The following is a 26,038-nucleotide window of genomic DNA, read 5'->3' on the forward strand; positions in this document are numbered from 1 at the left end:
TCTGCGCTGTGTACACGCGGCGCCAGGGCTGCCTGACGGGATGACGACATGACAGAATTAATCTTGCAAGCCCTGTATTCAGGCTTGCTGCAGGGCGGCTCCTACGCCCTGATCGCACTGGGACTGGCGCTGGTCTTCGGCACCATGAAAGTGATCAACCTGGCGCACGGCGAACTGGTGCTGCTGGCCGCCTACATCGCCTACAGCGTCGAATCTGGCCTGGGCCTCGGTCCCATGTTCGCCATTCCCATCGCGCTGGTGATCGTCAGCCTGACGTCCGTGGGCGTGTATCTGATCGTCAGCCGCATCAAGAAGGACCGCGAAATCAATTCGCTGATCCTCACCTACGGCATCGGCGTGATACTCACCAATGTCATTTTGCTGGTCTGGAAGGCGGACATCCGCTCGACCTCATCGAGCTGGCTGCAGGAAGGCATCGAGATCGGCCCGTTTTTCAGCATGCGCAGCGAAGTGATTTTCTTCGGCGTCAGCCTGGTGCTGATGGCGGCCCTGTGGCGCTGGCTGTCGACCAGCTGGTATGGCCGCGCCGTGCGCGCCGTCTCCAGCAACCGCGATGCGGCCAAGCTGATGGGCATCGACCCGGGCCGCACGGAACTGGTGTCGTTTCTCGTCGCCGGCATCCTGGCCGCCTTCGCCGGCGTCGCCCTGTTCAGCTATGGCGTGATCCAGCCCGCCTACGGCGGCGCGCTGACGGTGAAAGCCTTCATCATCACGGTATTGGCCGGCATCGGTTCCATCCCCGGCGTGCTGCTGGCCGCCGTGCTGCTGGGCGTGGCCGAAGCGCTGACCGTCACCCTGGCCAGCTCCGCGCTGCAGGAATTGTCCGGCATGGTGCTGTTCCTGCTGGTGCTGTTCATCATGCCGAACGGCTTGTTCGGCGCACAACGGAGGCGCGGATGAAGCGCTCAACTTTCCTTTCAACGGCCGCTTTGCTGCTGGCCGCGTATGTCGCGGTGCCGCTGGCTCTGGGCGGCAACCAGTATGTGATGAGCATGGTGGTGGCGGCCCTGGTCATCGGCGGCGTGGCCATGTCCTGGGCCCTGCTGGGCAATCTGGGCGGCATGGTCAGCTTCGGCCATGCGGCCTTCTTCGGCGTGGGCGCGTATGTCTCCGCCCTCACGACCGTGAAACTGGGCGTGCCCGTATTTGCCGCCATGCTGCTCGGTGGCGCGGGCGCGGCCATCGCCGCCGTCATCATGTTGCCCGTGCTGCGCCTGCGCGGGCCGTACTTTGCGCTGGCCATCCTCGCCTACGCCCACATCTTCCGCATCCTGGCAACGGAATGGAGTGCCGTCACAGGCGGCGCCGGTGGCGTGAACAATATCCCCACCTTGCCCACCGTCTTCGGCTTCGATTTGGCCAGCAAGACGGGCGCCTACCTGGTGGTGCTGACCCTGGTGGTGGCGTGCGCCTTCGCCTATAGCCGCATCCGCGCCAGCCATTACGGCATCGCCCTGCGCGCCATGCACGACAGCGAAGACGCCACGCGCGTCGTCGGCGTCAACAGCACCTTGCTGAAAGGCGCGATGCTGCTCGTGTCGGCCTTCATGGCGGGCCTGTTCGGCGCCTTCAACGCCCATTACATCAATTTCCTGGAGCCCGACTACGCCTTCAATAGTCTGTGGGTGACCTTGCCGATCGTGGCGGCCATCTTCGGCGGTTACCGCACCATCCTCGGCCCCGTGCTGGGCGCCGTGGTGGTCTACCTGGTCGACCAGCTCATTTTTAAATCGCTGATCCCCACCGGGCACCAGCTGGTGCTGGGCGTGCTGCTGGTGGCGATGATCGTCTTCAGTCCGAACGGCCTGCTGCCGCTACTCCGCAAACTGTTCAACGCGAAGGAGAAAGCACATGCTTGAACTCGATAATGTATCCGTGCGCTTCGGCGGCCTGACGGCCGTCGATTCCGTCACGTTAAAGGTGGGCAGCCACGACGTGATCGGCCTGGTGGGCGCGAATGGCGCCGGCAAGACCACGCTGTTCAATGCAATTTCCGGCCTGGTGCGCCCCACCAGCGGCGGCATCCGCTTCGAAGGGCGCGACATCATGGCCACGCCCATGTACCAGCGCGCGCGCCTGGGACTGGGCCGCACCTTCCAGATTCCGCAGCCGATGCATGAACTGACGGTGCGCGAGAACCTGATCGTGGCGCAGCGCTTCGGCACCGGCAAGGTGGACATGCGCAAGATCGATGAAATCCTTGATTTTACGAGCCTGCTTGACAAGGCCGGGCGCGATGCGGCCAGCGAACTGGCGCTGACGGAACTCAAAGCGCTGGAAGTGGCCAAGGCGCTGGCGACGAACCCGAAACTGCTGCTGCTCGATGAAGTGCTGGCCGGCCTGGAAACGAACGGCAAGCGCCGCTTCATGGGCATGCTGAAGGACTTGCACGCGGCCTTTGGCGTGGGCATCGTCATGATCGAACACGACATCGAAACCATCAGCAATCTGTGCCAGCGCGTGGCCGTGCTCAATTTTGGCCAGCTGATCGCCGACGGCACGCCCGATGCCGTCTTCCGCGATCCGGCCGTCATCGAAAGCTATACGGGAGCCGTCCATGCTTGAGATAGAAAATCTGCGCGCCGGCTATGGCGCCATCAATGTGCTGTGGGATGTGTCGCTGTCGATCCGGAAGGGCAAGCTGACCACCATCATCGGCCCGAACGGGGCCGGCAAGACCACCCTGCTGCGGGCCATCATGGGGCTGCTGCCCGTGGGCGCGGGCAGCATCGCGCTCGACGGCGTGGCCATCAACGGCACGCCCACCTGGAAGATGAGCGATGCGCGCGTGACGATGATACCCGAGGGGCGCATGACGTTTCGCGACATGAGCGTGGAAGAAAACCTGATCATGGGCGCCTTCCCGAAAGAGCACCGCAGCCACATGCCGGCGCGCCTGGCCGAAGCCTATGCCATGTTCCCGCGCTTGCACGAGAGGCGCCGCCAACTGGCCGGTTCATTGTCCGGCGGCGAAGCGCAGATGCTGGCGATGGCGCGCGGGCTGATGTCGGACCCGTCGCTGCTGATCATCGACGAGCCTTCGCTGGGCCTGGCGCCGCTGGTGGTCAACGAACTGTTCGAGATCCTCGCGCGCCTGAACGACGGCCGGCGCACCATCATCCTCGTCGAACAAAACACGGCGCGCGCCGTGGGCGTGGCCGATCACGTCTACCTGATGCAAAGCGGCAAAGTGGCGCTGTCGCAGGCAGCTTCCGAAGTCAAGCTCGAACACCTGCACGAACTCTATTTTGCGCGCTGAGTGATATCAGCCGCACGCGGCTGGCATCACTCGTCGTCGTCGGCCAGTTTGCCAAACGCCAGCAGCTCACCCTTGCCGAGTCCGGTCGTCACGAAAGGATCGTCGGCAGGAAAGCGGCCGCTATCGGCCAGCATGCGCAGCTTGCTCAAGCGCTCGCCCAGCGCCAGCGCCTGCGCCTGCGGATCGGCATCGGCGCTGGCATCAACGCCCACTTGCCCGATCGCGCGGGTTACGGACTGGGGAAATTCCCACAATTCGGCGATGCGTACCGACAAGATGCGCGCTTGCGCAAACACTTGCGCAATGAAGGCGTCCGATTGCGGAAAGACATCGGGCCCATGCATCTGGTCGATCAGCCGGAACGCCACCACCAGGCCGACATTGGCCATCAGCCCCGCGAGATAGGCATCGAAGGCGTTGGCATGCATCGTCGGCGCGACCAGGCTGGCCGCCAGCGCACATTTTTCGGACTGGCGCCAGATCAGCGGCGCCGTGCGCACGGTCAGCCCGCCGCTCTGCATGCTGACGATGGGACGGAAGGCGACGCGGGCGAGCAGCATGCGCATGCCGTTTTGCCCGAGCAGCATGATGGCGCCTTCCATGTTGTTGATCGACGGGCTGGCGTTGTAGCGCGACTGGTAGCAGGGCCGGTTCGCTTCGCGGTAGACCTCGGCGACCAGCAGCACGTCCTGGGCCAGCTGGGCCGACAGCTTGGCCGCGCTCATGTTTTCATCTTGCAAGGTACGCATCAACTGCGGAATGATGGCTGGAATGCGCGGCACCAGCGCGGCGCCAGCGATCGGTTCACGCACCAGGCGCGCCAATTCGTCCAGAATCTGCTGTTCGGTCTCCGCCGGAGCCTGCGCAGAACCCGCAGCCGCAGCCGCCAGCCAGCGGTAGTACATGGCATCGATTTCGGTGATGGTGGCTGGCTGCAGCGTCGCCTCGGGCGCGGCCGCCGCCGTGACTGGCGCAGGCTTGTTTTTTTCGTCGCCGCCGTTCAGTAATTTTCCTATCCAACCCATTTTGCTATCCCAAGCCCTGTTTGCATCATTATCGCGAAGTTCGCTCCGTGATTTTACTTGATGACAGCAGCGCTGGTGCAGCGGGCGTAAGCGCTTTGTCCACCTGCCGCAACATGCTAAAGTGGCACGACATGCACCCTGCCCTGCTCAACCAGCGATCCATCATGAACAATCCACTCGCGCACTACATCACCAGCCAGGCGTACAACAACGCCTGGGCCAACCACCGCCTGCTGAAAGCGTGCGGGCAGCTGACCCAGGCCGAGTTCCAGGCCACGCGCGTCAGCTTTTTCCCCACCATCGGCTTCACGCTGAACCACATCCTCACATGCGACTGGTTTTATCTCGACGCGCTCGAACGCGAGCTGCGCGGCGCAGCGCCCCACGCCGACTGCTATGTCTTCTTTGAAACGGACGAGCCATTTACCGACTGCACGGCCCTGCACGCGGCGCAGCGCGCCTCGGACCTGCGCCTGATCGCGCATTGCCGCAGCCTGTGCGATGCGGACCTGGCGCGGCCCGTGACGATCTTGCGCGACAATCCGCAAATCGACACACGCCAGCGCCTGCTGGCGCATGTGTTCCAGCACCAGATCCACCACCGGGGGCAAGTGCACGCCATGCTGGCCGGCACGCGCATCGCGCCGCCCCAGCTCGACGAATTCTATTGCGCCGGCGAGGCAAGCGAGCGGGCGCAGGATTTCCTGGAACTGGGCTGGACGGAAGACGACGTCTGGGGCCCGCGCTGAATCATTCTTCGGCGTGGCAGCAGACGCACAGCTTGTTGCCGTCGAGGTCGCGGAAGTAGGCGCCATAATAATTGGCGTGATAATGGGGCCGCAAGCCAGGTGGCCCCTCGCACACGGCGCCCAGCGCCAGCGCGGCCTGGTAGCTGCGCTCCACCTGGGCGCGGCTGGCCGCCAGCCAGGCCGTCATATGGCCATTGCCGGGCGTCGCCGGCAAGCCGTCGTGCGGCGCCGTCAGCACGAACAGGGGGCGCGGCGCGTCCCGCGCCATCCAGCCGGCCCAGGGTTGGGCCGGATCATGAAACTTTTCGATCAAATCGAGTTCTCCCAGCAGGGCCGTGTAGAAGGCGTAGGCGCGGGGAAAGTCGTTGGTGCCGAGGCAGAGATGGGACAGCATGCTGCTCCTTCATGAATTCAAGCATGTGCGGCAAAATGCGCCAGCTGATTATAATGGCGCATCGCTTTCCGACACGCTTCCATGCCAGACCTCGACCGCCTTCAGTTGCTCCCGCCCTCCAGCGCCGACCTTCCCGCCTTGCTGGCCTTCGAACTGGACAACCGTGCGTATTTTGAACGCTGGGTCACGGCGCGCGCACCGTCCTATTACCACCAGGAAGCCATCGCCGCCGCCATCGAGCAGGCGCAGCGCGAGCGCCAGCAAGACCTCGCTTACCAGTATCTGGCCAAGCTGGACGGACAAATCATCGGCAGGGTCAATCTGACGGCCGTCACGCGCCCCTACTTCAACAAGGCGACGCTCGGTTATCGCATCGGCGAACGGTTCGGCGGACGCGGCTACGCCACGCGCGTGGTCGCCCTGTTGCTGGAAGAGGCGTTCGGCACACTGGAACTGTGGCGCGTGGAAGCGACAGCGCGGCCGCAAAACATGGGGTCGATCGCCGTCATGCAGCGCAACGGCTTTCACCAATATGGCCACTCGGAAAAAGCCATGCGCTTCCAGGATGCCTGGTCGGATCTGCTGTACTTTGAACGGCGCAAGGAACGCGCTGTCGCCTGAAAAAACCGAACGAACGCTCTATTTATCCGCCGAGCCTCCCCCTGACGTTGTAAAATAGGCAAATATGGCACGACATCGGCCGTGCCGCTTGCAAGCCTTTCGCGCATGCGGATGCGCTCACATTCAGGGGAAAACCATGACCAATACAAACAAAAAAGCCTACCTGGTCGGCGGCGGCATCGGCTCGCTGGCTGCGGCCGCCTTCATGATACGCGACGGCGGCATGCAAGGTAGCAACATCACCATCTTCGAAACATCGCCCGTGACGGGCGGCAGCCTCGATGGCGGCGGCAACGCCGAGGATGGCTATACCTTGCGCGGCGGGCGCATGCTGACCACCGATAATTACGAGTGCACCTGGGACTTGTTCAAGAGCATCCCTTCGCTCGAACATGCGGGCCAGAGCGTCTACGATGAAACCATCGCCTTCAACGAACGGCACATTCCCCACTCGCGCGCGCGTCTGGTCGACCGCAACCGTTTCAAGGTTGATGTCAGCAGCATGGGCTTTTCCATGCAGGACAGGCTGGAACTGCTGAAGCTGACGGAAGCCGATGAAGACACCTTGGGCAGCAGCGCCATCACGGATTGGCTCTCGCCCGAATTCTTCGACACCAAGTTCTGGTATATGTGGGCCACCACGTTTGCCTTCCAGCCCTGGCATAGCGCCGTCGAGTTCAAGCGCTATCTGCACCGCTTCATGATGGAATTTTCGCGCATCGAAACCCTGGCCGGCGTCAAGCGCACCGTCTACAACCAGTACGATTCGCTGGTGCGCCCGCTGGTCGCGTGGCTGCAGGAGCAAGGCGTCAACATCATCATGGATTGCACGGTGACCGATATCGAGGTCCAGGAACCCGAAGGCCGCCTGACCGCCACCGCCCTGCACTGCCAGCGGCGCGGCCTGGCCGACGTGATTCCCGTCGCCGCCGACGACCTGGTGTTTTTCCAGAACGCATCGATGACGGATGCCGCCAGCTATGGCAGCATGCACAGCGCACCGGCCAAGCGCACGAAAACCGACAGCCAGGGTTGGCTGCTGTGGGAAAAACTGGCCGAAGGCCGCCCGGCGCTGGGCCGTCCAGCCGCCTTCAACAGCAGCATCCCCGAATCGTACTGGGCCTCGTACACGGTCACCCTGAAAGACAGCGCCTTCTTTGACCGGATGGAGCAATTCACGGGCAACAGCGCGGGCACGGGCGGCCTCGTCACCTTCAAGGACAGCAACTGGTTCATGTCCATCGTGCTGGCGCACCAACCCCATTTCGCCGGCCAGCCCGAGGGCGTGCAAGTATTCTGGGGCTATGCGCTGCACCCTGACCGCATCGGCAACTTCGTCGCCAAGCCCATGTCCGAATGCAGCGGCGAAGACATCCTGCGCGAGCTGTGCGGCCACCTGAACTTCGACCTCGACATCATGGCCACGGCTAATTGCATTCCCTGCCGCATGCCCTACATCACCAGCATGTTCATGCCCCGCGCAAAGAGCGACCGCCCCCTGCCCGTGCCGGCCAACTCCGTCAACCTGGCCTTCGTCAGCCAGTTCGTGGAGCTCGCCGACGATGTCGTCTTCACGGTGGAATACTCGGTGCGCGCGGCGCAGACGGCCGTCTACCAGCTGCTCGGCGTGCAGCGCGACGTGCCGGCCATCCAGGCGCACGACAAGTCGCTCAAGGTCAAGCTCGATGCCGTCATCAAGGCGTTCAAATAGTCTCGTTGCTGACGCTTGCGCGCAACATCGGCCGCGCAGGCGCCTGATTTAAGACTGGCTTCAGCCTCGCCGTGCATGGTGGATAGGGCGCCAGCAGCAATGGCGCCTTCCCTCACACTCACGGGCACGGCCCAGCGAAAGAGCCAACATGACAACATGGATGCGCGCCAACAAAGGTTTTTTGATGTTTCTGCTGCTGTTCGGCGTATTCCGCACGGCCGTGGCGGACTGGAATCCCATACCGTCGGCATCCATGCGGCCCAACCTGCTCGAAGGCGACGTGGTCTTCGTCAATCGCCTCGCCTTCAACCTGAAAGTGCCGCTCACCGACATCGTGCTGCAGCGCCTGGGTGAACCGCAGCGGGGCGACATCGTCACCTTTTCCTCGCCGAAAGACGGCACGCGATTGATCAAGCGCATCATCGCCCTGCCCGGCGACACGGTGGAAATGCGCAATGAAGAGCTGGTCATCAATGGCCAGCCCGCCCGCTACACGGCGCTCGACACGGCGCCCGAAACCATCGCCCACCTGGGCCAGCTGACGGCGCAGCGCATCAGCGAGCGTAACGCGACCGAGCATCACCGCATCCAGGTCTTGCCGCAAATCGCAGGCGCGGCGCGCAGCTTTGCCCCCGTGACGGTGCCGGCCGACCACTTCATGATGTTGGGCGATAACCGCGACAACAGCGCCGACTCGCGCTATTTCGGCTTCGTGCCACGCGCATTGCTGATTGGCAGGGCCGAGCGCATCCTCGTCTCGGCCAATATTAACGAGCATTGGCAGCCTCGGCTGCAGCGTTTCGGCATGAAGCTGGAGTAAACATCCCCCCTTGCAACGGCGCCGTGCTTTTCGGTTAGCATGGCGCATCATGCAAAATTTTTCCTCAGCCAGCCTGCAAGCCGCCAGCGACGATCCCGCCCTGGAGCAGCTGGCGCAGTTCCTGCAGCGCCATCCCGACGTGCTGCTGCTGACGGGCGCCGGCATCAGCACGGCGTCCGGCATACCCGACTACCGCGATACGGACGGTGTACGGCGCGGCAATGCGCCCGTGCAAGGCCCCGACTTTCGCCGCCAGGAAGCCGTGCGCCGCCGCTACTGGGCGCGCAGCATGGTGGGCTGGCCCACCCTGGCGCGCGCCACGCCCAATCCCGGTCACCTGGCCATCGCGCATTTGGCGCAGCGCCAGCACATCGGCGGCCTGGTCACGCAAAACGTGGATGGACTGCATCAGCAGGCAGGCAGCGCCGCCGTCACGGAGTTGCACGGCAGCATACACGGCGTCGTATGCCTCGACTGCCATACCCGCCACACGCGCCGCCTGATCCAGGATCAGCTCGAACGCGACAATCCGCAGATGCTGGGCGCCACGGCCACGCCGGCGCCCGATGGCGACGCCTTGCTGGAACCAATGCAACTGGCCACCTTCCACCTGCCCGCCTGTCCCCGCTGCGGCGGCACCCTGCAGCCAGACGTGGTGTTTTTCGGCGATGGCGTGCCTGCCGCCTGCGCGGCCGAGGCGGAAAGCAAGATGCAGGCGGCCAGCGCCTTGCTGGTAGTGGGCTCGTCCGTGATGGTGTATTCGAGCTTTCGCCTGTGCCGCATGGCGGCCGAAACGGGCAAGCCCGTGGCCGCCATCAACCTGGGCAAGACGCGCGCCGACCATTTGCTGGCCTTCAAGACCGAAGCGCCGGCGCAGGACATCTTGCCTGCAATAGCGGCCATGCTGGGCTGATGCCATGCCAGCGGCGCGCCACTCTGGCTATACTGTGGCATTAACGAGGAGAATTCATGCTGGAACTGTTGAGTGAACACGCCTGTTTTGGCGGCGTACAACGCTTTTATCGCCACGACGCGCACGCCATCGGCTTGCCCATGCGTTTCTCGGCCTTCATTCCCGATACGCCGCCAGGCGCCACGGTCAGCACCAAACGCCCCGCCCTGTTTTACCTGGCTGGCCTGACGTGCACGGAAGAAACGTTCATGATCAAGGGCGGCGCGCAGCGCGTGGCGGCCGAGGAAGGCTTGATCCTGATTGCACCCGACACCAGCCCCCGTGGCGCGAATATCGCGGGCGAGACGGATGCCTGGGATTTCGGCGCGGGCGCCGGCTTTTACGTCGATGCCACCGAAGCGCCGTGGCGCAGCCACTATCGGATGTATAGCTACCTGCTGGAACTGCGCGCCCTGCTGGAACAGGAACTGGCGATCGATGCGCAACGCACGGGCATTTTCGGCCACTCGATGGGCGGCCATGGCGCGCTGGTGCTGGCCTTGCGCAACCCTGACCTGTTCCGCTCCGTGTCCGCTTTCGCGCCCATCGCCGCACCGAGCCAGTGTCCGTGGGGCAAGAAGGCGTTTACGGGCTACCTGGGCAGCGACGCAGCCAGCTGGCAGCAATACGACGCCAGCGCGCTGATGCGCGGCCTGCAAGGCCAGCCGCCACTATTCCCCGCAGGCATCCTGATCGACCAGGGCCTGGCCGACAAGTTCTTGCCCGAGCAACTGCACCCCGACATCTTCGAAGCGGCGTGCCGCGATGCCGGCCAGCCATTACGACTGCGCCGCCATGCCGGCTACGACCACGGCTATTACTTCATCGCCAGCTTCATGGAAGAGCACGTGCGCTTCCATGCGAGGAACTTGCGCGCCGCCTGACCTGCTGCCCTACTGCGCCGTACTGGTATGCCCGCTGAAATGGCGCGTGTACCAGTCGGTAGCCAGCAAGGCCGCCTGGTGGCGCGTGTCGGGGCCGCCAGGTGCGGCGATCTGTTCCAGTTGTTTGTCGCAGCGCAAGGTGGCAAACGCCATGCGGTTCAGGCCGGCCACGTCGGGGTCGCGCCCGCCCACGATCAGCAGCGATGGCACGCGCACGTTTTCCAGCGCCGCCTTGCCCGCCATTTCCACCTGGCCATCGCAGACGGCCAGTGCGGCGATTTCCGCGCTGCGCCAGGCTGCCAGCTGCATCACTACGGCCGCGCTGGTGCCATAGCCATACAGGCCGCAGGGCAAACGCCGCGTGGACGGGTCGACCTGCAGCCAGCCCAGGGCTTTTTCCAGTTGACGCGCCAGCAGCACGATATCGCTGCGCACGAAATAAGCGTGGCCATTGCTGCCGCCACCGGGCCCGACACCGCCCTGGTCGAAGCGCAGAGTGGCGATGCCCGCTCGCAAAAAATCCTGGGAAGTGGCGTGGCTGGACGCGCCCAGGTAGTCGCTATCGGCGCCCGCGCCATGGGCAAACAAGACGATGCCCACGGGCCGCTCGGGCATTTCAAGCACGCCGTCCATTTGAAGTTCATCGGCCGTGATGCTGACAAATTGTTCTTGCATGGCTGCCTCCGCTATCGAACTTGGATCAAGCTGACATAAAGCTGCTATTGCGCTGATGTTGCCAGACCGGGCGCCGCCTGCGCGCCCTGAGCGGCTATCCTCAGTGTAGCAGCCTGCGCCCGTTCACGCGCAGCGCACGTCATTTTGCCGCGCGCCCGCATCAGACGGCGCCGTGCCGGTCCAGCCCCTTCAGCACGGCTTCCGGGCGGATCGGCAAATGCCGCACGCGCGAGGCCACGGCGGCGAAGATGGCGTTGCCAATTGCTGGCGCCACGGCCGTCGTGGGCGGCTCGCCCATGCCCGTCGAAGTTGCCGTGCTGGCCACAAATTCGATGTCGAGCTCGGGCACGTCGGCCATGCGCAGCGGCGTGTAGGTATTCAGGTTGGTATCCTTCACTTCGCCGTTGAGGAAAGCCGTGCCTTCATGCAAGGCCATGCTGACGCCCCACAGCGCGCCCCCTTCCGCCTGCGCCAGCGCGCCATCGGGATCGACGATGCTGCCCGCATCGATCACCATGAACAGCTTTTCGACTTTCACCATGCAAGTGCTGCGGTCCACTTTCACCCGCGCGACGCAGGCCGTCCAGGTCGGCATGTCGCGCTCCTGGCCGAACGTGGCGGCAATGCCCAGGCCCGTGTCGGGCGGCATGGCCGTGCCCCAGCCCGCCTTGTCCGCCACCCGCCGCAGCACGTGGGCCAGGCGCGCGGCGCCGCCAACGGCGTTCGGCGCGCTGCCCGCATTGCGCCCCGTGCCCTGCAACAGCGACAGACGGAAGGCCAGCGGATCGACCTTGGCCGCCTGCGCCGCCTCATCCATGAAACTTTCCACGGCCCAATTCGTCCAGCCCGGACCCACGGAACGCAGCCAGCCGGGACGGAAACTGCTGTTGGCCAGGTCGTTCGACACGGCCCGCACGCGCTGCGCGCCCACCGTGTACCAGTGGTCGGCGCCAGCGATGGCGAACGGGTCGTACGGATGGCCCTGCGTATCCTTGGCCAGGAAGGCGGGGATCATCGCTTGCGTGGGCCAGCCTGCGCTCGCTTCGTGCACCATCGCCGAGACCTTGCCGGCGTCGTCGAACGCCATGCGCACATGCTGCACGGATGGCGAACGGGGCGAATCGAAACGCGCATCGTCGGAGCGCGTGCAAATCATCTTGACGGGCCGCCCCACGGCTTGCGCCGCCAGCGCGGCCGGCACGCAATAATCGCCATTCAGGCGCCGGCCGAAGCCGCCGCCCAGCAGATAGGTATGCAGCATGACCTTGCTCTCCGCAACCTTGAGCGCCTGCGCCAGCACGGGCAGGATCAACGATTGCCACTGGTTGCCCGCATGGATATGCCAGACGCCGTCGATTTCCTGCGCCAGCGCATTCACCGGTTCCAGCTGAAAATGCAGCACGGTGCTGGTCGAGTAGTGGCGTTCCAGTTGCAGGCTGGCATCGTTGAACGCTTGTTCCACGCCATCATCATCGACCACGCGGGCGCCCAGGCTGGCATCGGCCAGTTGCTTGCCCGCATAGTTGACGATATCCTGCTCCGACACGTGCGCCGCCGCACCGGCCCGCCATTTCACTTGCACCAGGTCGGCCGCGCGCATGGCGGCCGCATACGTGTCGGCTACCACCATGACCCAGCCGGGCACCGTGCCGCTGGGGTCTTGCAAGGCGAACGAACGCAAATAGCCCTGCACCTTTTTCGCGGCCGTATCATCGATGGAGACGACTTTTGAACCGTAGCGCGTAGGTGGTATCTTCGGGCGCGCATACAGCATGCCCTCGACTTCCGCATCGATGCCGTACACGGCCGTGCCATTGATTTTCGCCGGAATGTCCAGCGCCTGCACCTGCTGGCCGATCAGCCTGCGCTGCTGCGGCGTTTTCAGCACGATGGCTTGCAATTGCCCGGGCGTGTACTGGCGCGCCAGCTTGCCACGGCGCACGATGTCGCCATAGCTGATCGAGCGCCCACGCCCATGCACGACGCCCAGCCGGGCGTCGCAGGCGGAGACGGGCACGCGCAGCAGGCGCGCGCCCTCCTCGACCAGCGCGAGGCGGCCAGCCGCGCCGGCACGGCTGAGCGGATCGAAATTCTGCCAGACGGACCAGCTGCCGCCCGTCACCATCAAGCCCCATTTCGGGTCCGTGTCCACGTAATGCAGGCGCACCTTGCTCCAGTCCGCTTCCAGCTCCTCGGCCACGATGCGCGCCAGGGCCGTGCCGATATGCTGGCCCATTTCCGCCTTGGCGATATTCACGGTGATCATGCCGTCACGCCCGATCTGGAACCAGATGCTGGGGTCGAACACGGGCGCCGCAGGCTTGACGGGCGGCGCGGGCGCCGTCTTGCCAGCGGCCAAAGAGCTGTCGGCGCGCAAAAAGGCCAGGGTAAAACCCGTGCCGGCGGCGGCGATCAGGAAACCGCGCCGTCCCAGCGCGCTGGGATGGGCAGCAGAATTTTCTTTTGGCAGCTTAAACACCGGGCGCCTCCTGCATGCCAGCCGCCAGTTTAATTGCCTTGCGGATGCGCACATACGCCATGCAGCGGCACAGATTGCCGCTCATGACGGCATCGATATTCGCATCCGTCGGCTGCGGATAGTCTTTCAACAAGGTGGCCGCCTGCATGATCTGGCCCGACTGGCAATAGCCGCACTGGGGCGCCTGCGTGGCCAACCACGCCCGCTGCAGCGGGTGCGTGCCATCGGGCGAGAGACCTTCGATGGTGGTGATGGCGCAACCGGCCACGGCGGCAATCGGCGTGATGCACGAGCGCATGGCACGGCCATCGACGTGCACGGTGCAGGCGCCGCACATGCCGATGCCGCAGCCAAACTTGGTGCCTTTTAAATGAGCTTCGTCGCGCAGCACCCACAACAGGGGCGTCTCGGCGTCGGCTTCGGTGCCGAAGGGCTGGCCATTCACGGTAATGTTATACATAAATATTCAAGATACTTTCAAGAGTTACTTGCCGGCCCGCGCGCGCGCCACCGCCGCTTCCAGGTTCGTCCAGGCGGGCTGGGTGCTGCGGCTGCGGCGCAGATAGGCTGCCAGCTGGGCCACGTCGTTGTCCGTCAGCGACGCGCCAAAACCGGGCATCAGCACGCCGGGCATCGCCTCGTCCTTGCTGATGCCGTGCAATATCACCTGGATCAGGTTGGCGGGATCGGGCGCACTGACGGCGCTGTTCAGGCTCAGTTCCGGACGCAGGGCCGCGGGCCGGCCGTCGCTGTTCGAGTGGCACGACGCGCAGGCGGCCACGTACAGGCTGGCGCCACGGTCGTTGTCGACCAGGCTGACCCGCTGCGAACGCTGGATGCCCGCCTTGACCACGGTATCGGTATCGATCTGGCGTTGCTCTGCGCCGGCCACGCCGGCAAAATACGTGGCCAGCGCGCGGATATCGCTGTCGGGCGACGCACCCATGCCTTCGTGCACGACGGCCGACATCGGGCCGGCCGCCACGCCGTGCAGGGTTGTCGCTCCCGTGCGCAGGAAGGCGTACAGCTCGTCCTGCGTCCACGGCAAGGGTGCCGTGTTGGCACTGGTCAAGGCCGGCGCATACCAGTGATCGATGGAAGCGCCCAGATACGACGAGCCGGCAAGCTCGGCGCCCAGCGCATTGCGCGGCGTGTGGCAGGCGGCGCAATGCGCCAGGCCCTCGGCCAGGTAGCGGCCCCGGTTCCAGTCCAGCCCTTGCGCGGGGTCGAGCTGATAACTGGCCGGCTTGAAAAACAGCAACTTCCAGCCCGCCTGCAAGGGACGCAGATTCAGGGGGAAAGGCACGCTATTGGCAGGCGCGACCGCATACACGGGCGGGCGCGTCATGACATACGCGTACAAGGCCGTCAGGTCGGCGTCCGAGACGAGGTTGAAATGCGTGTACGGAAAGACGGGATACAAATGGGCGCCATCGCGGCCCACGCCTTCGCGCATGGCCCGCTGGAAGGCGGCCAGCGACCAGCGGCCGATGCCCGTCTGCCGGTCCGGCGTGATATTTGTCGCGTAGATCGTGCCGAACGGCGTGGCCAGGCCATGGCCGCCCGCGTAGTCGGCGCCGCCCTGGACCGTATGGCAGGCGGCGCAATTGCCCATGCCGGCCAAAATGCGGCCCTTCTCCACCACTTGCGGGGAAAATGCCGTGGCGGCGGGCGGATCGATGGGCGCCAGCGCGGGGCGCCAGTAATACAAGTAGGCAGCCAGCGCCGCCACGATGAGCAATGCCAGCGACAGCAGCAGGCCGGTGAAAATCTTTTTGAGCAAAACAGGAGTCCGGTAAAAGGCCAAGCACAAGGCTAAGCACGCGCCTGCCGCGCACGGACGGCAGCAGCAGGGCAGATTGTGGCAATGAATGGGAGAATCTTACCGCGATTGTGACTTGTTGTATGTACGCATTGACACGCAGGTAACGCCATGCGCGGGCTGCGCCTTATAATCAGCGTTTCAGCACGCCGCCGCTCCTTCATGCATACCGTTACCATCATCCTCATCCTCGTCTTGAGCGTCGTCCTGTGCGGCTTCATCGCCCGTTCGCGCTGGGTCAAGCTGCCGCTACCGCTGATCCAGATCGCCGGCGGCACGGGATTGGCCCTGTTTGGCGTGCAAGTACCGCTCGATCCCGATATTTTCTTCCTGCTCTTCATTCCGCCGCTGCTGTTTCTCGATGGCTGGCGCATTCCCAAGGGCGCCTTCTTTTCCGATGCGCGCTCGATCCTGATGCTGGCCATCGGCCTGGTGCTGTTTACTGTGCTGGGCATGGGTTTCTTCATCGACTGGCTGATCCCCAGCGTGCCGCTGGCCGTCGCCTTCGCGCTGGGCGCCATCCTGTCGCCGACCGACCCCGTGGCCGTCTCGGCGATCGCCGCCGGCAACCCGATCCCGCCGCGCCTGATGCACATCCTCGAAGGCGAATCGCTGCTGAACGACGCCTCGGGCCTGGTCTGCTTCACGTTTGCCGTGGGCGCCATGATGACGGGCGGCTTTTCCATCGGCGCCGCCTCGCTCAGCTTCCTGCAAGAAGCAGGCGGCGGCATCGTCATCGGCCTGGCCATCTCGTGGGGCGTGGGCCTGGCAAATAAATGGCTGGTGAGCAAGGTCGGCGAAGAACCGGGCCTGCAAATCCTGATCAGCATCCTGATTCCGTTCGCCGCCTACCTGGGCGCCGAGCAAATCCACGGCTCGGGCATCCTGGCCGCCGCCACGGCGGGCGTGTCCATGCATTACGCCGACCTGATCGGCCGCCCGCTGGCCGCCACGCGCACCCAGCGCAAGGCCGTGTGGGATACCGTGCAACTGGTCTTGAACGGCGTGATCTTCGTCATGCTGGGCGCGCAACTGCCCACCACCGTGGCCGGCTTGCCGGCAGCATCGGCCGAAATCGGCGCCGGCAGCGCCTGGAAACTGCCCCTGTTCGTCATCGCCATCACGGTAGGGCTGACCTTCATGCGCTTCATCTGGGTCTTCATTTCCATGAAACTGACCCTGTTCAAGCACCACAAGAAAATGGCTGGCGAACCGAAGGACGCGGCGCTGCTGGCGCGTCCCAGCCTGCGCCTGCTGCTGGTGGCCTCATTTGCGGGCGTGCGCGGTGCGCTGACCCTGGCCGGCATCCTGACCCTGCCGTTGTTCTTACCTGACGGAAATCGTTTCCCCGCGCGCGACCTGGTCATCTTCCTGGCCATGGGGGTGATCTTGCTGTCGCTGATACTGGCCAGCGTCACCCTGCCCTTGCTGACCAAGGGCCTGGTGTTCGCGCCGCCCGCGCGCCGCTCGACGGAAGAGCGCGATGCCCGCGCCGCTGCCGCCGAAGCGGCCATCGCGCGGCTGGAAAAAGTCTGCGAAGGCATCGACAAGAATGACAAGCAGCAAGTCGTCACCGAGGCGGCCAACCGCCTGATCGAAGCCTACCGGCGCCGCCTCGCGTACGGCGAAAGCAGCAACGACGAAGCGACGCGGCTGCAGGAACTGGCCAAGGCCGAGCGGGCGCTGCGCCTGGAAGCGCTGAATGCGGAACGCGATGAACTGTACCGCCGCCGCATCTCGGGCGAACTCGACGACACCATCCATTTGCGACTGCTGCGCGAAATCGACTTGCTGGAAGCGACACTGGAAGAATAGCAACACTCTGTAGCACGATAATAGTGTCGATCAGTTAATTATCATGGTAAAGAATGCAAGTTTCGGCATTCGTGTTTATAATGCAAGCTTTATGGCGTAGCGCCATCATTTACTTTCAGCATGGACTTCCGTACAGTCTGTGTTGTTGAGTAAGGATGTGAATCGCCGCCCGACCTGCATAAAGATACCCGACGCCGTGCCCTCCTCCCACCGCCACCAGCAGCGCTGCGCGCCGCCCGCCCTGCTCGCAGTGCTGCTGACCTCGCTGCTGGCCTCGCTGTTCGCCTGCGGCGCACTGACCCCGTGCGCGGCGTGGGCGCAGACGGGCGCGGCGGCCGACGCCAGGCGACCGGCCGAGGTGGCCCAGGTCCTGTTTGGCATCATCAGCTATGTGCGCTGGCCCGTGGCGCGCCCGGAAGTGCGCGTCTGCATGCTCGGCGTGCCCCGCTATGGGGCAGCCATCGTCGACAAGCCCGCCTCCAGCCTGGGCCAGCGTATCCGGGTGAAAGTCCCGGCGGCGGCCGCCGCTGCCAGCGAATGCGACGTCATCTACCTGGGCAGCCTGCCCGAGGGCGAACGCGACCAACTGCTGGCGCAGATCATCGGCAAGCCGATTTTATCGGTCGCCGAACCCGGCACGGCCTGCAGCGTGGGCACCATGTTCTGCCTGCGCCTGAACGACGCGCAGATCGGCTTTGACGTCAACCTCGACGCCATCGCCCGCAGCGGCCTGCGCGTGCATCCGAACGCCTTGCAAATTGCACGTCGCAAGGCACCGCAGCCATGAGCGCCAGCATGCCCCCAAAACTGGCACGCAAGCCCCGCCGCACGCTCGACAGCGTGCTGCGGCGCGCCCACCTGAGCGTGTCGCTGATTGCCGTGATGGCGGCCGGCCTGACCCTGACGGCCGTGGCGCTGCTGGCCCTGCGCGTGTATTCGGACCAGAACCTGCGCCTGGTGGCCCGCTCGATGAGCTACACGGTGGAAGGGGCCGTCGTCTTTGGCGACGCCCTGGTAGCCAAAGAAGCGCTGGCCTTGATCGGCGTGAATGAAGATATCGACCAGGCGCAGGTGAGCGACATGGCCGGCAAGGTGCTGGCCCGCTGGGAACGGGGCGAACACGGCACGCGCTATTACATCGAACGCGCGCTGACGGGCTGGATGCTGCCCGATTCGCTGACCTTCCCCGTCATGCGCAATGAGCAGGCCATCGGCAGCATCACCCTGGTGCCGCACAGCCGCAGCCTGCTGCCCTTCCTGCTAAGCGGCCTGTCCTGCCTGCTCGCCTGCCTCGTGCTGAGCCTGGTCGTCGCCGTGCGCCTGTCGCGCCGCATGGAAAAGGAAATCACCTCGCCCCTGCGCCACCTGGCGGAAACGGCGCACCGCGTGCGGCGCGACCGCTCGTTCGAATTGCGCGTGCCGCCCGCCAACATCGCCGAACTGAACCAGATCAGTGACGACTTCAACGCCCTGCTCGACGAACTGGAGGCATGGCAAAGCCATCTGCAAAAGGAACACGCCTCGCTGTCGCACCGCGCCAACCACGACAGCCTGACGGGCCTGTCGAACCGCGCCTTCATGGAAGCGGAGCTGGAACGCGCCATCCTCGAAGCGCGCATCGGCAATGGCAAGGTGGCCGTGCTGTTCCTCGACAGCGACCGTTTCAAATACATCAACGACACCTTCGGCCATGCCTCGGGCGACCGCGTGCTGGTGACGATCGCCGCGCGCATCAAGCAGCAATTGCGCGAGGGCGACCTGGTGGCGCGCCTGGGCGGCGACGAATTCGCCATCCTGCTCAAGCCGCTGCGCAACAGCAGCGACGCCATGCACATCGCCGACAACATCATCACCGCCATGGCGCAAGCCATTGAACTGCCTACCGGCAACAGCATCGTCACCTCGCTGACCATCGGCGTGGCCGTCTTCCCCGATCACGCCATCGACGCCGTCTCGCTGGTCGGTGCGGCGGACGAAGCCATGTACCGCGCCAAGCAGGCGCAGCGCGGCACGCGCCAGGTGGCGCGCCTGCCGCAACCCCACACTCACCCCCACACTCACCCCTGAACCAAGGAGCAACACCATGCAATTCATCTACACACAATTACGCCGCGGCTTCCTCGGTCTGTTCATGCTGGGCCTGCTGGCCGCCTGCCAGAGCACGCCAGAGACCAAACCGCTGTTCAACGCCGAGCAAGTCGCCACCTTGACGGAACAGGGCTTCAAGCAGACGGACGAAGGCTGGGAGCTGAGCTTTACCGACAAGCTGCTGTTCGATTTCGGCGCTTCCAGCCTGACGGCCCCGAGCCGGGCCGCCATCCAGAAAATCAGCGCCGCCCTGCTGAAAGTGGGCATTAGCCACATGCGCGTGGAAGGCCATACGGACAACGAAGGTGCCGAAGTACTCAACAACAAGCTGTCGCTGGCGCGCGCCAACGTGGTGGCCGATGCGATGGGCGTGGTCGGCATTCCACGCGGCAATATCGTCGTCAAGGGCATGGGCATGAGCAAGCCCGTCGCCTCGAACGCCACCAAGGCTGGCCAGGCAGAAAACCGCCGCGTCACCGTCATCGTTTCGGCGCCTTGAACGTGGGCGTGCCCGCCGTGCGCTGGGTCGTGATGGGTGTCTCCGGCTGCGGCAAGAGCGCCGTCGGCAGCCTGCTGGCCGACGCCTTGCACGTGCCGTACGTGGAAGGCGACGACGTGCATGCCCCGGAAAACGTGGCCAAGATGGCCGCCGGCATTGCGCTCGACGATGCCGACCGGGCCGGCTGGCTGGCCGCCCTGCGCGAACGCATCGCCACGGCCTGCGCGCAAGGCAGCGGCCTGGTCGTGTCCTGCTCGGCCCTGAAGCGCGCCTACCGCGACGTGCTGCGCGAGGGCGACCCGGCCCTGCGCTTTGTCCACCTGGACGGCCCGCGCGCCGTGCTGGAGCACCGCCTGCAGCGCCCCGGCCATTTCATGCCGGCCAGCCTGCTCGACAGCCAGCTGGCCACCCTGCAGCCCTTGCAGCCAGACGAAGACGGCATCGTGCTCGATATCCGCCAGCCGCTCGCCGTGCTGGTCGAACAGATCCTGCAAGCGCCCTGACCGGCAGCCGCGCGGCTGGACAGCCTGCGCCCCCCTGTGTAGACTGGCGCGCACTTTCATAGGGATTTTCATGAACACACCAACGACAAAACCAGCACCGGGCCCGGAATTCTGGGAACGCGCCGACCAGGTCATCGCCCTGGCCAATGAGCAATGCCAGCATAGCGGCGGCAATGAAGTGGCCACCTCGCTGCTGTACGCAGCCGCCCGCTTCAACGCCTTCCTCGTCGCCAGCAAGAGCAACGACGTGGCGAAGATGCAGGAAGAGAAGGAAGGCGCCGTGGCGTTCTTCACGGAACAGTACAAGCGCATGCTGACCGACAACTTCAACGACTACATCACCAACTTCGACAAGTACACGCAACCGTCGTCGGCCCCCGAGGGTTGATGACGGTTGCCAGCCTGGACAGCCACCGCGCCCGCGCCACGCACGCCGGCAGCGTCATTGACGGCGCGGTGCGCCATGCGCCTTTGCCATCGCTGTGGCTGACAGCCATGCTGGCCGGTGCCGTGACTGGCGCCCTGTTCTTCTTCAGCTGGACGGGCCTGCTGCTGTTTGTCATCAGCACGGCCATCGTCCTGCTGTTCGGCCATTCGCTGGGCAGCCACCGCAAACTGATCCACGACAGCTATCAATGCCCGCAATGGCTGGAATATGTACTCGTCTACCTGGGCGTGCTGGTGGGACTCAGCGGCCCGCTGGGCCTGCTGCGCCAGCATGAGCTGCGCGACTATGCCCAGCGCCTGCCCGACTGCCACCCCTATTTGCGCCACGGCGCCGGCTTCTGGCGTGATGCCTGGTGGCAATTGTTCTGCCGCCTGGACCTCGACCATCCACCGCGCATCACCATCGAGCCGCGCATCGCGCACGACCGCTTTTACCGTTTTCTGGAAAGTACCTGGATGCTGCAGCAACTGCCGTGGGCGCTGCTGTTCTTTGCCTGGGGCGGTTGGGGTTTCGTCTGCTGGGGTGTCTGCGCCAGGGTCAGCGCCGGCGTGCTCGGCCACTGGCTGATCGGCTACTTTGCCCACAACCATGGACAAATGCACTTTCATGTCGATGGCGCCGCCGTGCAAGGCAGGAATATCCGCCTGACGTCGCTGCTGACCATGGGCGAATGCTGGCACAACAACCACCACGCCTATCCGGGCTCAGCCAGGCTGGGCCTGCTGCCGGGCGAATGGGACCCGGGCTGGTGGGTCTTGCTGCTGTGGCAACGCATGGGCCTGGTATCCGGCCTGCGCCTGCCGCAAGACCTGGCGCCGCGGCCGGAACTGCGCCGCCTCGATCATGCCGACAATCAGGCGTCGTCGCCACCGGCCAGGTAATTGTTCTTCACACGCACATAATGTTCGGCCGAATAGCGCAGGTAGGCGATCTCCGCCTCCGTCAGTGCGCGCACCTTGGCGGCGGGCCGGCCCACGTACAGATGGCCGCTTTCCAGCACCTTGCCCGGTGACACCAGGCTGCCCGCGCCCAGCATCACGTGCTTTTCCACCACCACGTCATCCATGACGATGCTGCCCATGCCGATCAGGCATTCGTCGCCGATGCTGCAGCCATGCAAGATCACGGAGTGGCCGATGGTCACGTATTTGCCGATGGTCAAGGGAGAACCGTCGGGCTTGGCCGCATTCTTGTGCGACACATGGCCCATGGAAAAGTCCTGGATATTGCTCCCTTCGCCGATGACGATGCGGTTGACGTCGCCACGCAGCACGCTGTTGCACCAGATGGAACAGTCGTCGCCGATCTGCACATCGCCAATCACTTGCGCCGTGTCATGCAGGTAGACTCTTTCGCCCAGCACAGGACGGGTATTCAGGTAGGAACTGACAGGCATCGCTTTCTCACTCTTCATTAATAGTAAAAGTAAACATTCACACCCAGCCGGCGGCCATCGCTCACATCGGGGAAAGTACTGTGCCAACGGGCACGGGCGCAGCAATTGTATGCGGCGGCTGGCAAAATGGCTATGCCGCCGTCAAGCCGCCTTGCGCCAGCCATGCATCAGCACGTGCGCCGCCAAGCCCGCTGCCAGTCCCCACAGGGCGCCGCCCACGCCCAGCAGGGTCACGTTCGCCGCCGTCGCCAGGAAAGTGATCAGCGCTGTTTCGCGCATGCGCACGTCGGCCATCGCCTGCGCCAGGCTGTTGCCGATGGCGCCCAGCAGCGCCAAGCCCGCCAGCGCCGTAATAAAACTGCGCGGCAAGACCATGAACAGGCTGGCCAGGGTGACGCCGAAGATGCCCACCAGGATATACAGCACGCCGCAGGCCAGCCCCGCGACATAGCGCTTCGACGGCTCCGCATGCGCATCCTTGCCCGTGCAGATGGCGGCCGTGATGGCGGCCACGTTGAAGGCGTGCGCGCCGAACGGCGCCATGAGCAGCGAACCGAGTCCCGTCACCGTCAAAATGGGATTGGCGCTGACCGGGTAACCGTCATTGCGCAGCACCAGCATGCCGGGCATGTATTGGCCCGTCAGGGTGATCAGGAACAAGGGTAGCGCCACGCCCAAGAGCGATGCCACGGAAAAGCGCGGCATCTCGAAGACGGGCGCGGCCAGGGCCAGTTCGATGCCTTGCGCATCGATGCGCCCTTGCGCCAGCAGCAGTGCCAGGCCGATCAGCATGATGCCGACCACGGCAAAGCGTGCTGTGAAGCGGCGCAGCACGGCGTACGACAGCAGCAGCACCACCACCAGCAGCGGGTCGGCGCTGGCGCCGCCAAACGCGTTCACGCCGAACTGCAGCAAGATGCCTGCCAGCAAACCCGCCGCGATGCCGCCAGGAATCCATCGCACCAGGCGCTCGAAGGCGCCCGACATGCCCAGCAGAATGAAGGCGATGGCGGACACCATATAGGCGCCAATCACCTCGGCATACGGCGTGTGCGGCATGACGGTGGCCAGGAAGGCCACGCCGGGCGTGGACCAGGCCGTGATGATGGGCGCGCGGTAGCGATAGCTGAGCCAGATGCCCGTCACGCCCACGCCGATGCTCAGCGACCAGACCCAGGACGCCGTCTGCGCCGCGCTCAGCTGGGCCAGCTGGGCCGCCTGGAATACCAGCACGAAGGTGCCGCCATAGTTGACGAGCACGGAGATGCAGGCGGCCATCGTGGGGGCAGCCAGATCGCGCCAGTGCAGCCGGTCGGCCATGGCGGCGCTCGTGGTGGTGGTGGTGGTTGTTGTCATGTGGATGCCCCTGCCATTGAAAGGGAGCATCTTAATGGCCACATGGACTGCTCAAGCAGTCCAATTCAAACACATATAACAGACCACTTTGACGGCATCAGCCCAAGGCGCGCGCCAGGCGCACGATGCCGCTGTCGATCTCGTGCGGCGTGAGCGCCGCAAAGCCCAGCAGCCAGCCGCCGCGCTTTGGTGGCGTCGCATACAGCCGGCTCAGGCCCGGCAGCACGATGCCCGCCTGCGCCGCCTGCCGTAGCGTGTCCAGCTCTACCCTGCCCTCGTGCAGCAGACACGGCATTTGCAAGCCACCCGGCGGCAGCTGCGCCGTGACCACGTGCGGCAAGTGCCGCCGCACGGCCTGCGCCATCGCGTCGCGGCGCACGGCGTAAACCTTGCGCATGGCGCGCACATGGGCCGCGAAATGGCCGTCCGCGATGAAACGGGCCAGTGTCAATTGATCGAGTTGCGGCGTGTGGCCATCGAGGATGCTGCGCGCATAGGTCATCGGTTTGACCAGCGCGGGCGGCAGCACCATGTAGCCGATGCGCAGGCCTGGATACAGCGACTTGGCGAAGGTGCCCAGATAGATCGTGCGCTGCTGCGTGTCGAGCCCCTGCACGCACGCCGTCGGCAAGCCCGCGTAATGAAACTGGCTGTCGTAATCGTCTTCGATGATCCAGCCCTGGCGCTCGGCAGCCCAGGCCGTCAGGGCCAGGCGGCGCTCGAGCGCCAGCGTGACGCCCGTCGGGTATTGATGCGACGGCGTGACGTACACCGTGTTGGCGCCGCTGCGGTCCGCCCGCAAGTGGTCGATCGACAAGCCCTGCGCGTCGACGGGCACGGGCAGCACCCGCAATTGCGCCATCTCGAACGCCTTGCGGGCGCCAAAATAGCCGGGGTCTTCCATCAATATCGGGCCATGCGCATCGGCCAGCACTTGCGCGCACAGGTACAGCGCCTGGCGCGTGCTGCTCAAGACCAGCACCTGATCTGCCGTGGCCCGCGCGCCCCGCTCCAGATTCACATAGTCGGCGATGGCTTGCCGCAGCGGTGCGGCACCTTGCGGGTCGCCGTGCAGCAGGACGCCGGCACGGTGTTCGCCGGCCGCCTGGCGCCGCAAGCGTTCCCACACGTCGAGGGGAAAGGCGCGCGTTTCCGGCAAGCCCGTGGCGAAAGCTTTGACGCTCTGCTGGTCGGTGACGCCGCCGCTGGCGAGAATCTGCGCACCGCGCGCGCTGAGGGCCACCGGCTGCGCGGACAAGGGCGGCAGCGCAGCCGCAGGCTTGCCCAGCAAGCTCGCGCCTATCGTCGGCGAGACAAAACTGCCCGATCCCGCCTGCCGCTGAATATACCCGTCCAGGCGCAGCTGTGCATACGCCATTTCCAGCGTATCGCGCGACACGCCCAGCGACTGCGCCAGCGCGCGCGTGGCCGGCAGGCGCAGGCCCGGCGCCAGCACGCCATCGAGTATCAGTTGGCGCAGCGCGCGCTGCACCCGCACGCGCAAGTCGAGCGCCGCCAGCTCGGGCGCGGCGAGGCGGATTTTCAGGGTGTCGAGTTCGAACTGCGGTGTCATAGGGCCTTGGCGCGGGCGGCATCCACGGCCGCCATGCTGCTGGCGTGCGAAAAGCCGTGCTGCTGCAGCACCGCCACCAGCTGTTCGCTGGCGCAGCCCAAACGCAGGTTTTCCGCCACCCAGTCCTGCCAGGCGGCGCCGATCTCCGGCATCGGCTCGGGCGCCAAAGTGAGACCGAGTATGCAGCTGGCCAGCAAGCCGTTGATGCGCTTCGTATCGATCAGGTGCTGCACCACCGCGTGGCCCGACTGGGGATACGGATGCAAGGTGCAGCGGCCGAAAGCGGCCAGGCGCTGCGCGTGCATGGCGTCGAGGTTCACCGATTCGCTGGCGCCAGGGTTGGCCGCGTCGGGCCGCGTGCCGAACACCAGGTGCAGCTGCGTTTTATCCGTCGCCCTGGCGCGGCACAGGGCCGCCAGGTCATAGTAACCCGAGAGCGGCGGGTCTTGCGCCAGCGACTCCATCACGGGCAGCCAGCGCAGCTCATGGTACAAACGCGCCTGCTGCACGTCGAGGAAAGACAGCGGCCCGAAGGCGACGATCTGCTGCGCATCGAGCAGCAAGCCAAACATGACGGCCGCATACGCGCCCATGGACTGGCCGAGGGTGGTGATGGTACTGGGCGCGATGCGGCGCACCAGCTCGCGCAAGGCCTGCGCCGTTTCATCCACGTGGCTGCCCAGGCCCGCGATCTGGCGGTGATACCAGGCGTTGCCCGAATCGCGCACGAGGATTTTGTTCAGCGGCTGCCCGCTGACCTGCTCCAGCTTGCGCAGACGTCCATAAAAATCGAAGGCGGGACGCGAGGTCCACGAAACGAAGCCGAAGGCGATCACCAGCGGCGCGCCGGGCACGATGCGGTCGACCAGCACGTCGTTGCCAGTGGTGGCGACCAGTCGATTATCCAGCGCTTGCGCTTGCAGCATCGGCCCGGCTCCCCGATCAAGG

General features: G+C 65.0%; 27 protein-coding genes. 17 read left to right on the forward strand and 10 right to left on the reverse strand.

The window, feature by feature from the left end:
• The first annotated feature begins 48 nt into the window (after positions 1 to 48).
• Genes CLU93_RS01500 through CLU93_RS01515 form a run of 4 tightly spaced genes read left to right on the forward strand, consistent with a single transcriptional unit; the run spans position 49 to position 3,280 of the window.
• Positions 49 to 921, forward strand: a complete 873-nt coding sequence (locus tag CLU93_RS01500; RefSeq protein ID WP_099759704.1) for a branched-chain amino acid ABC transporter permease — start codon at positions 49 to 51, stop codon at positions 919 to 921.
• On the forward strand, positions 918 to 1,880 hold the full coding sequence (locus tag CLU93_RS01505) for a branched-chain amino acid ABC transporter permease (RefSeq protein ID WP_099759705.1): 963 nt from the start codon (positions 918 to 920) through the stop codon (positions 1,878 to 1,880). Before CLU93_RS01500 ends, CLU93_RS01505 begins: the two co-directional genes overlap by 4 nt.
• A complete protein-coding gene (locus tag CLU93_RS01510) occupies positions 1,873 to 2,586 on the forward strand; it encodes an ABC transporter ATP-binding protein (protein ID WP_099759706.1) in 714 nt (237 codons plus the stop codon). Before CLU93_RS01505 ends, CLU93_RS01510 begins: the two co-directional genes overlap by 8 nt.
• Positions 2,579 to 3,280: an ABC transporter ATP-binding protein gene (locus tag CLU93_RS01515; protein WP_099759707.1), complete on the forward strand. Its 702-nt coding sequence runs from the start codon at positions 2,579 to 2,581 to the stop codon at positions 3,278 to 3,280. The genes CLU93_RS01510 and CLU93_RS01515 overlap by 8 nt, the downstream gene beginning before the upstream one ends.
• A 26-nt stretch (positions 3,281 to 3,306) precedes the next feature.
• Here the strand turns inward: CLU93_RS01515 and CLU93_RS01520 are convergent, their stop codons facing one another.
• Positions 3,307 to 4,305 carry an HDOD domain-containing protein gene (locus CLU93_RS01520; protein ID WP_099759708.1) on the reverse strand — a complete coding sequence of 333 codons (999 nt, stop codon included), beginning with the start codon at positions 4,303 to 4,305 and terminating at the stop codon, positions 3,307 to 3,309.
• A gap of 164 nt (positions 4,306 to 4,469) precedes the next feature.
• Between CLU93_RS01520 and CLU93_RS01525 the strand changes: the two genes are divergently transcribed.
• Entirely contained in the window at positions 4,470 to 5,054 is a 585-nt protein-coding gene (locus CLU93_RS01525; protein WP_099764180.1) for a DinB family protein, read from the forward strand.
• Position 5,055: 1 nt separating this feature from the next.
• Here CLU93_RS01525 and CLU93_RS01530 read toward each other — a convergent pair whose 3' ends face one another.
• Positions 5,056 to 5,448 carry a VOC family protein gene (locus CLU93_RS01530; protein WP_099759709.1) on the reverse strand — a complete coding sequence of 131 codons (393 nt, stop codon included), beginning with the start codon at positions 5,446 to 5,448 and terminating at the stop codon, positions 5,056 to 5,058.
• A gap of 81 nt (positions 5,449 to 5,529) precedes the next feature.
• On the opposite strand from CLU93_RS01530, the gene CLU93_RS01535 reads away from it, so the two are divergent.
• The 5 genes from CLU93_RS01535 (at position 5,530) to fghA (ending at position 10,436) form a co-directional block, all read left to right on the forward strand.
• Positions 5,530 to 6,069, forward strand: a complete 540-nt coding sequence (locus CLU93_RS01535; protein ID WP_099759710.1) for a GNAT family N-acetyltransferase — start codon at positions 5,530 to 5,532, stop codon at positions 6,067 to 6,069.
• Positions 6,070 to 6,205: 136 nt separating this feature from the next.
• Positions 6,206 to 7,780 carry an oleate hydratase gene (locus CLU93_RS01540; protein WP_099759711.1) on the forward strand — a complete coding sequence of 525 codons (1,575 nt, stop codon included), beginning with the start codon at positions 6,206 to 6,208 and terminating at the stop codon, positions 7,778 to 7,780.
• Between the two features lie 148 nt (positions 7,781 to 7,928).
• Entirely contained in the window at positions 7,929 to 8,600 is a 672-nt protein-coding gene (lepB, locus tag CLU93_RS01545) for a signal peptidase I (RefSeq protein WP_099759712.1), read from the forward strand.
• Positions 8,601 to 8,649: 49 nt separating this feature from the next.
• The gene (locus CLU93_RS01550) at positions 8,650 to 9,513 is read left to right on the forward strand and encodes an NAD-dependent protein deacetylase (protein ID WP_099759713.1); all 864 of its coding nucleotides are present in this window, start codon (positions 8,650 to 8,652) and stop codon (positions 9,511 to 9,513) included.
• A gap of 56 nt (positions 9,514 to 9,569) precedes the next feature.
• Positions 9,570 to 10,436, forward strand: a complete 867-nt coding sequence (gene fghA / locus CLU93_RS01555) for an S-formylglutathione hydrolase (protein ID WP_099759714.1) — start codon at positions 9,570 to 9,572, stop codon at positions 10,434 to 10,436.
• 9 nt (positions 10,437 to 10,445) lie between these two features.
• Here the strand turns inward: fghA and CLU93_RS01560 are convergent, their stop codons facing one another.
• The 4 genes from CLU93_RS01560 to CLU93_RS01575 form a co-directional block, all read right to left on the reverse strand.
• On the reverse strand, positions 10,446 to 11,111 hold the full coding sequence (locus CLU93_RS01560; protein WP_099759715.1) for a dienelactone hydrolase family protein: 666 nt from the start codon (positions 11,109 to 11,111) through the stop codon (positions 10,446 to 10,448).
• Between the two features lie 160 nt (positions 11,112 to 11,271).
• Positions 11,272 to 13,590, reverse strand: a complete 2,319-nt coding sequence (locus tag CLU93_RS01565) for a xanthine dehydrogenase family protein molybdopterin-binding subunit (protein ID WP_099759716.1) — start codon at positions 13,588 to 13,590, stop codon at positions 11,272 to 11,274.
• Positions 13,583 to 14,050 carry a (2Fe-2S)-binding protein gene (locus CLU93_RS01570; RefSeq protein WP_070218230.1) on the reverse strand — a complete coding sequence of 156 codons (468 nt, stop codon included), beginning with the start codon at positions 14,048 to 14,050 and terminating at the stop codon, positions 13,583 to 13,585. The genes CLU93_RS01565 and CLU93_RS01570 overlap by 8 nt, the downstream gene beginning before the upstream one ends.
• Before the next feature lie 24 nt (positions 14,051 to 14,074).
• Positions 14,075 to 15,373, reverse strand: a complete 1,299-nt coding sequence (locus CLU93_RS01575; RefSeq protein WP_099759717.1) for a cytochrome c — start codon at positions 15,371 to 15,373, stop codon at positions 14,075 to 14,077.
• A 201-nt stretch (positions 15,374 to 15,574) separates the two neighbouring features.
• On the opposite strand from CLU93_RS01575, the gene CLU93_RS01580 reads away from it, so the two are divergent.
• From CLU93_RS01580 to CLU93_RS01610, 7 genes are all read left to right on the forward strand, one after another.
• A complete protein-coding gene (locus tag CLU93_RS01580; RefSeq protein WP_099759718.1) occupies positions 15,575 to 17,227 on the forward strand; it encodes a Na+/H+ antiporter in 1,653 nt (550 codons plus the stop codon).
• Positions 17,228 to 17,423: 196 nt separating this feature from the next.
• On the forward strand, positions 17,424 to 18,014 hold the full coding sequence (locus CLU93_RS01585; protein ID WP_243420180.1) for a YfiR family protein: 591 nt from the start codon (positions 17,424 to 17,426) through the stop codon (positions 18,012 to 18,014).
• A complete protein-coding gene (locus CLU93_RS01590; RefSeq protein WP_099759719.1) occupies positions 18,011 to 19,294 on the forward strand; it encodes a diguanylate cyclase domain-containing protein in 1,284 nt (427 codons plus the stop codon). Before CLU93_RS01585 ends, CLU93_RS01590 begins: the two co-directional genes overlap by 4 nt.
• A gap of 16 nt (positions 19,295 to 19,310) precedes the next feature.
• Positions 19,311 to 19,814, forward strand: coding sequence for an OmpA family protein (locus CLU93_RS01595; RefSeq protein ID WP_099759720.1), 504 nt, complete (start codon positions 19,311 to 19,313; stop codon positions 19,812 to 19,814).
• Positions 19,815 to 19,822: 8 nt separating this feature from the next.
• Complete coding sequence (locus tag CLU93_RS01600; RefSeq protein WP_099764182.1) at positions 19,823 to 20,317, forward strand: gluconokinase; 495 nt, start codon at positions 19,823 to 19,825, stop codon at positions 20,315 to 20,317.
• Between the two features lie 70 nt (positions 20,318 to 20,387).
• Positions 20,388 to 20,705 (forward strand): DUF3144 domain-containing protein, encoded by a 318-nt coding sequence (locus CLU93_RS01605; RefSeq protein WP_099759721.1) that lies wholly within the window; start codon positions 20,388 to 20,390, stop codon positions 20,703 to 20,705.
• Positions 20,705 to 21,646 carry an acyl-CoA desaturase gene (locus tag CLU93_RS01610; protein WP_099759722.1) on the forward strand — a complete coding sequence of 314 codons (942 nt, stop codon included), beginning with the start codon at positions 20,705 to 20,707 and terminating at the stop codon, positions 21,644 to 21,646. Before CLU93_RS01605 ends, CLU93_RS01610 begins: the two co-directional genes overlap by 1 nt.
• On the opposite strand, the gene CLU93_RS01615 is transcribed toward CLU93_RS01610, so the two are convergent.
• The 4 genes from CLU93_RS01615 to CLU93_RS01630 form a co-directional block, all read right to left on the reverse strand.
• Entirely contained in the window at positions 21,619 to 22,161 is a 543-nt protein-coding gene (locus CLU93_RS01615) for a gamma carbonic anhydrase family protein (RefSeq protein WP_071078004.1), read from the reverse strand. The genes CLU93_RS01610 and CLU93_RS01615 overlap by 28 nt on opposite strands.
• Before the next feature lie 141 nt (positions 22,162 to 22,302).
• On the reverse strand, positions 22,303 to 23,517 hold the full coding sequence (locus tag CLU93_RS01620) for a benzoate/H(+) symporter BenE family transporter (RefSeq protein ID WP_373629695.1): 1,215 nt from the start codon (positions 23,515 to 23,517) through the stop codon (positions 22,303 to 22,305).
• A gap of 97 nt (positions 23,518 to 23,614) precedes the next feature.
• Complete coding sequence (gene pdxR / locus CLU93_RS01625; protein WP_099759723.1) at positions 23,615 to 25,090, reverse strand: MocR-like pyridoxine biosynthesis transcription factor PdxR; 1,476 nt, start codon at positions 25,088 to 25,090, stop codon at positions 23,615 to 23,617.
• A complete protein-coding gene (locus CLU93_RS01630) occupies positions 25,087 to 26,016 on the reverse strand; it encodes a hypothetical protein (protein ID WP_099759724.1) in 930 nt (309 codons plus the stop codon). Before CLU93_RS01630 ends, pdxR begins: the two co-directional genes overlap by 4 nt.
• Positions 26,017 to 26,038: the final 22 nt, after the last annotated feature.

It is taken from the genome of Janthinobacterium sp. 35, from assembly GCF_002754575.1.
In the GTDB taxonomy this organism is placed as follows: domain Bacteria; phylum Pseudomonadota; class Gammaproteobacteria; order Burkholderiales; family Burkholderiaceae_D; genus Janthinobacterium; species Janthinobacterium tructae.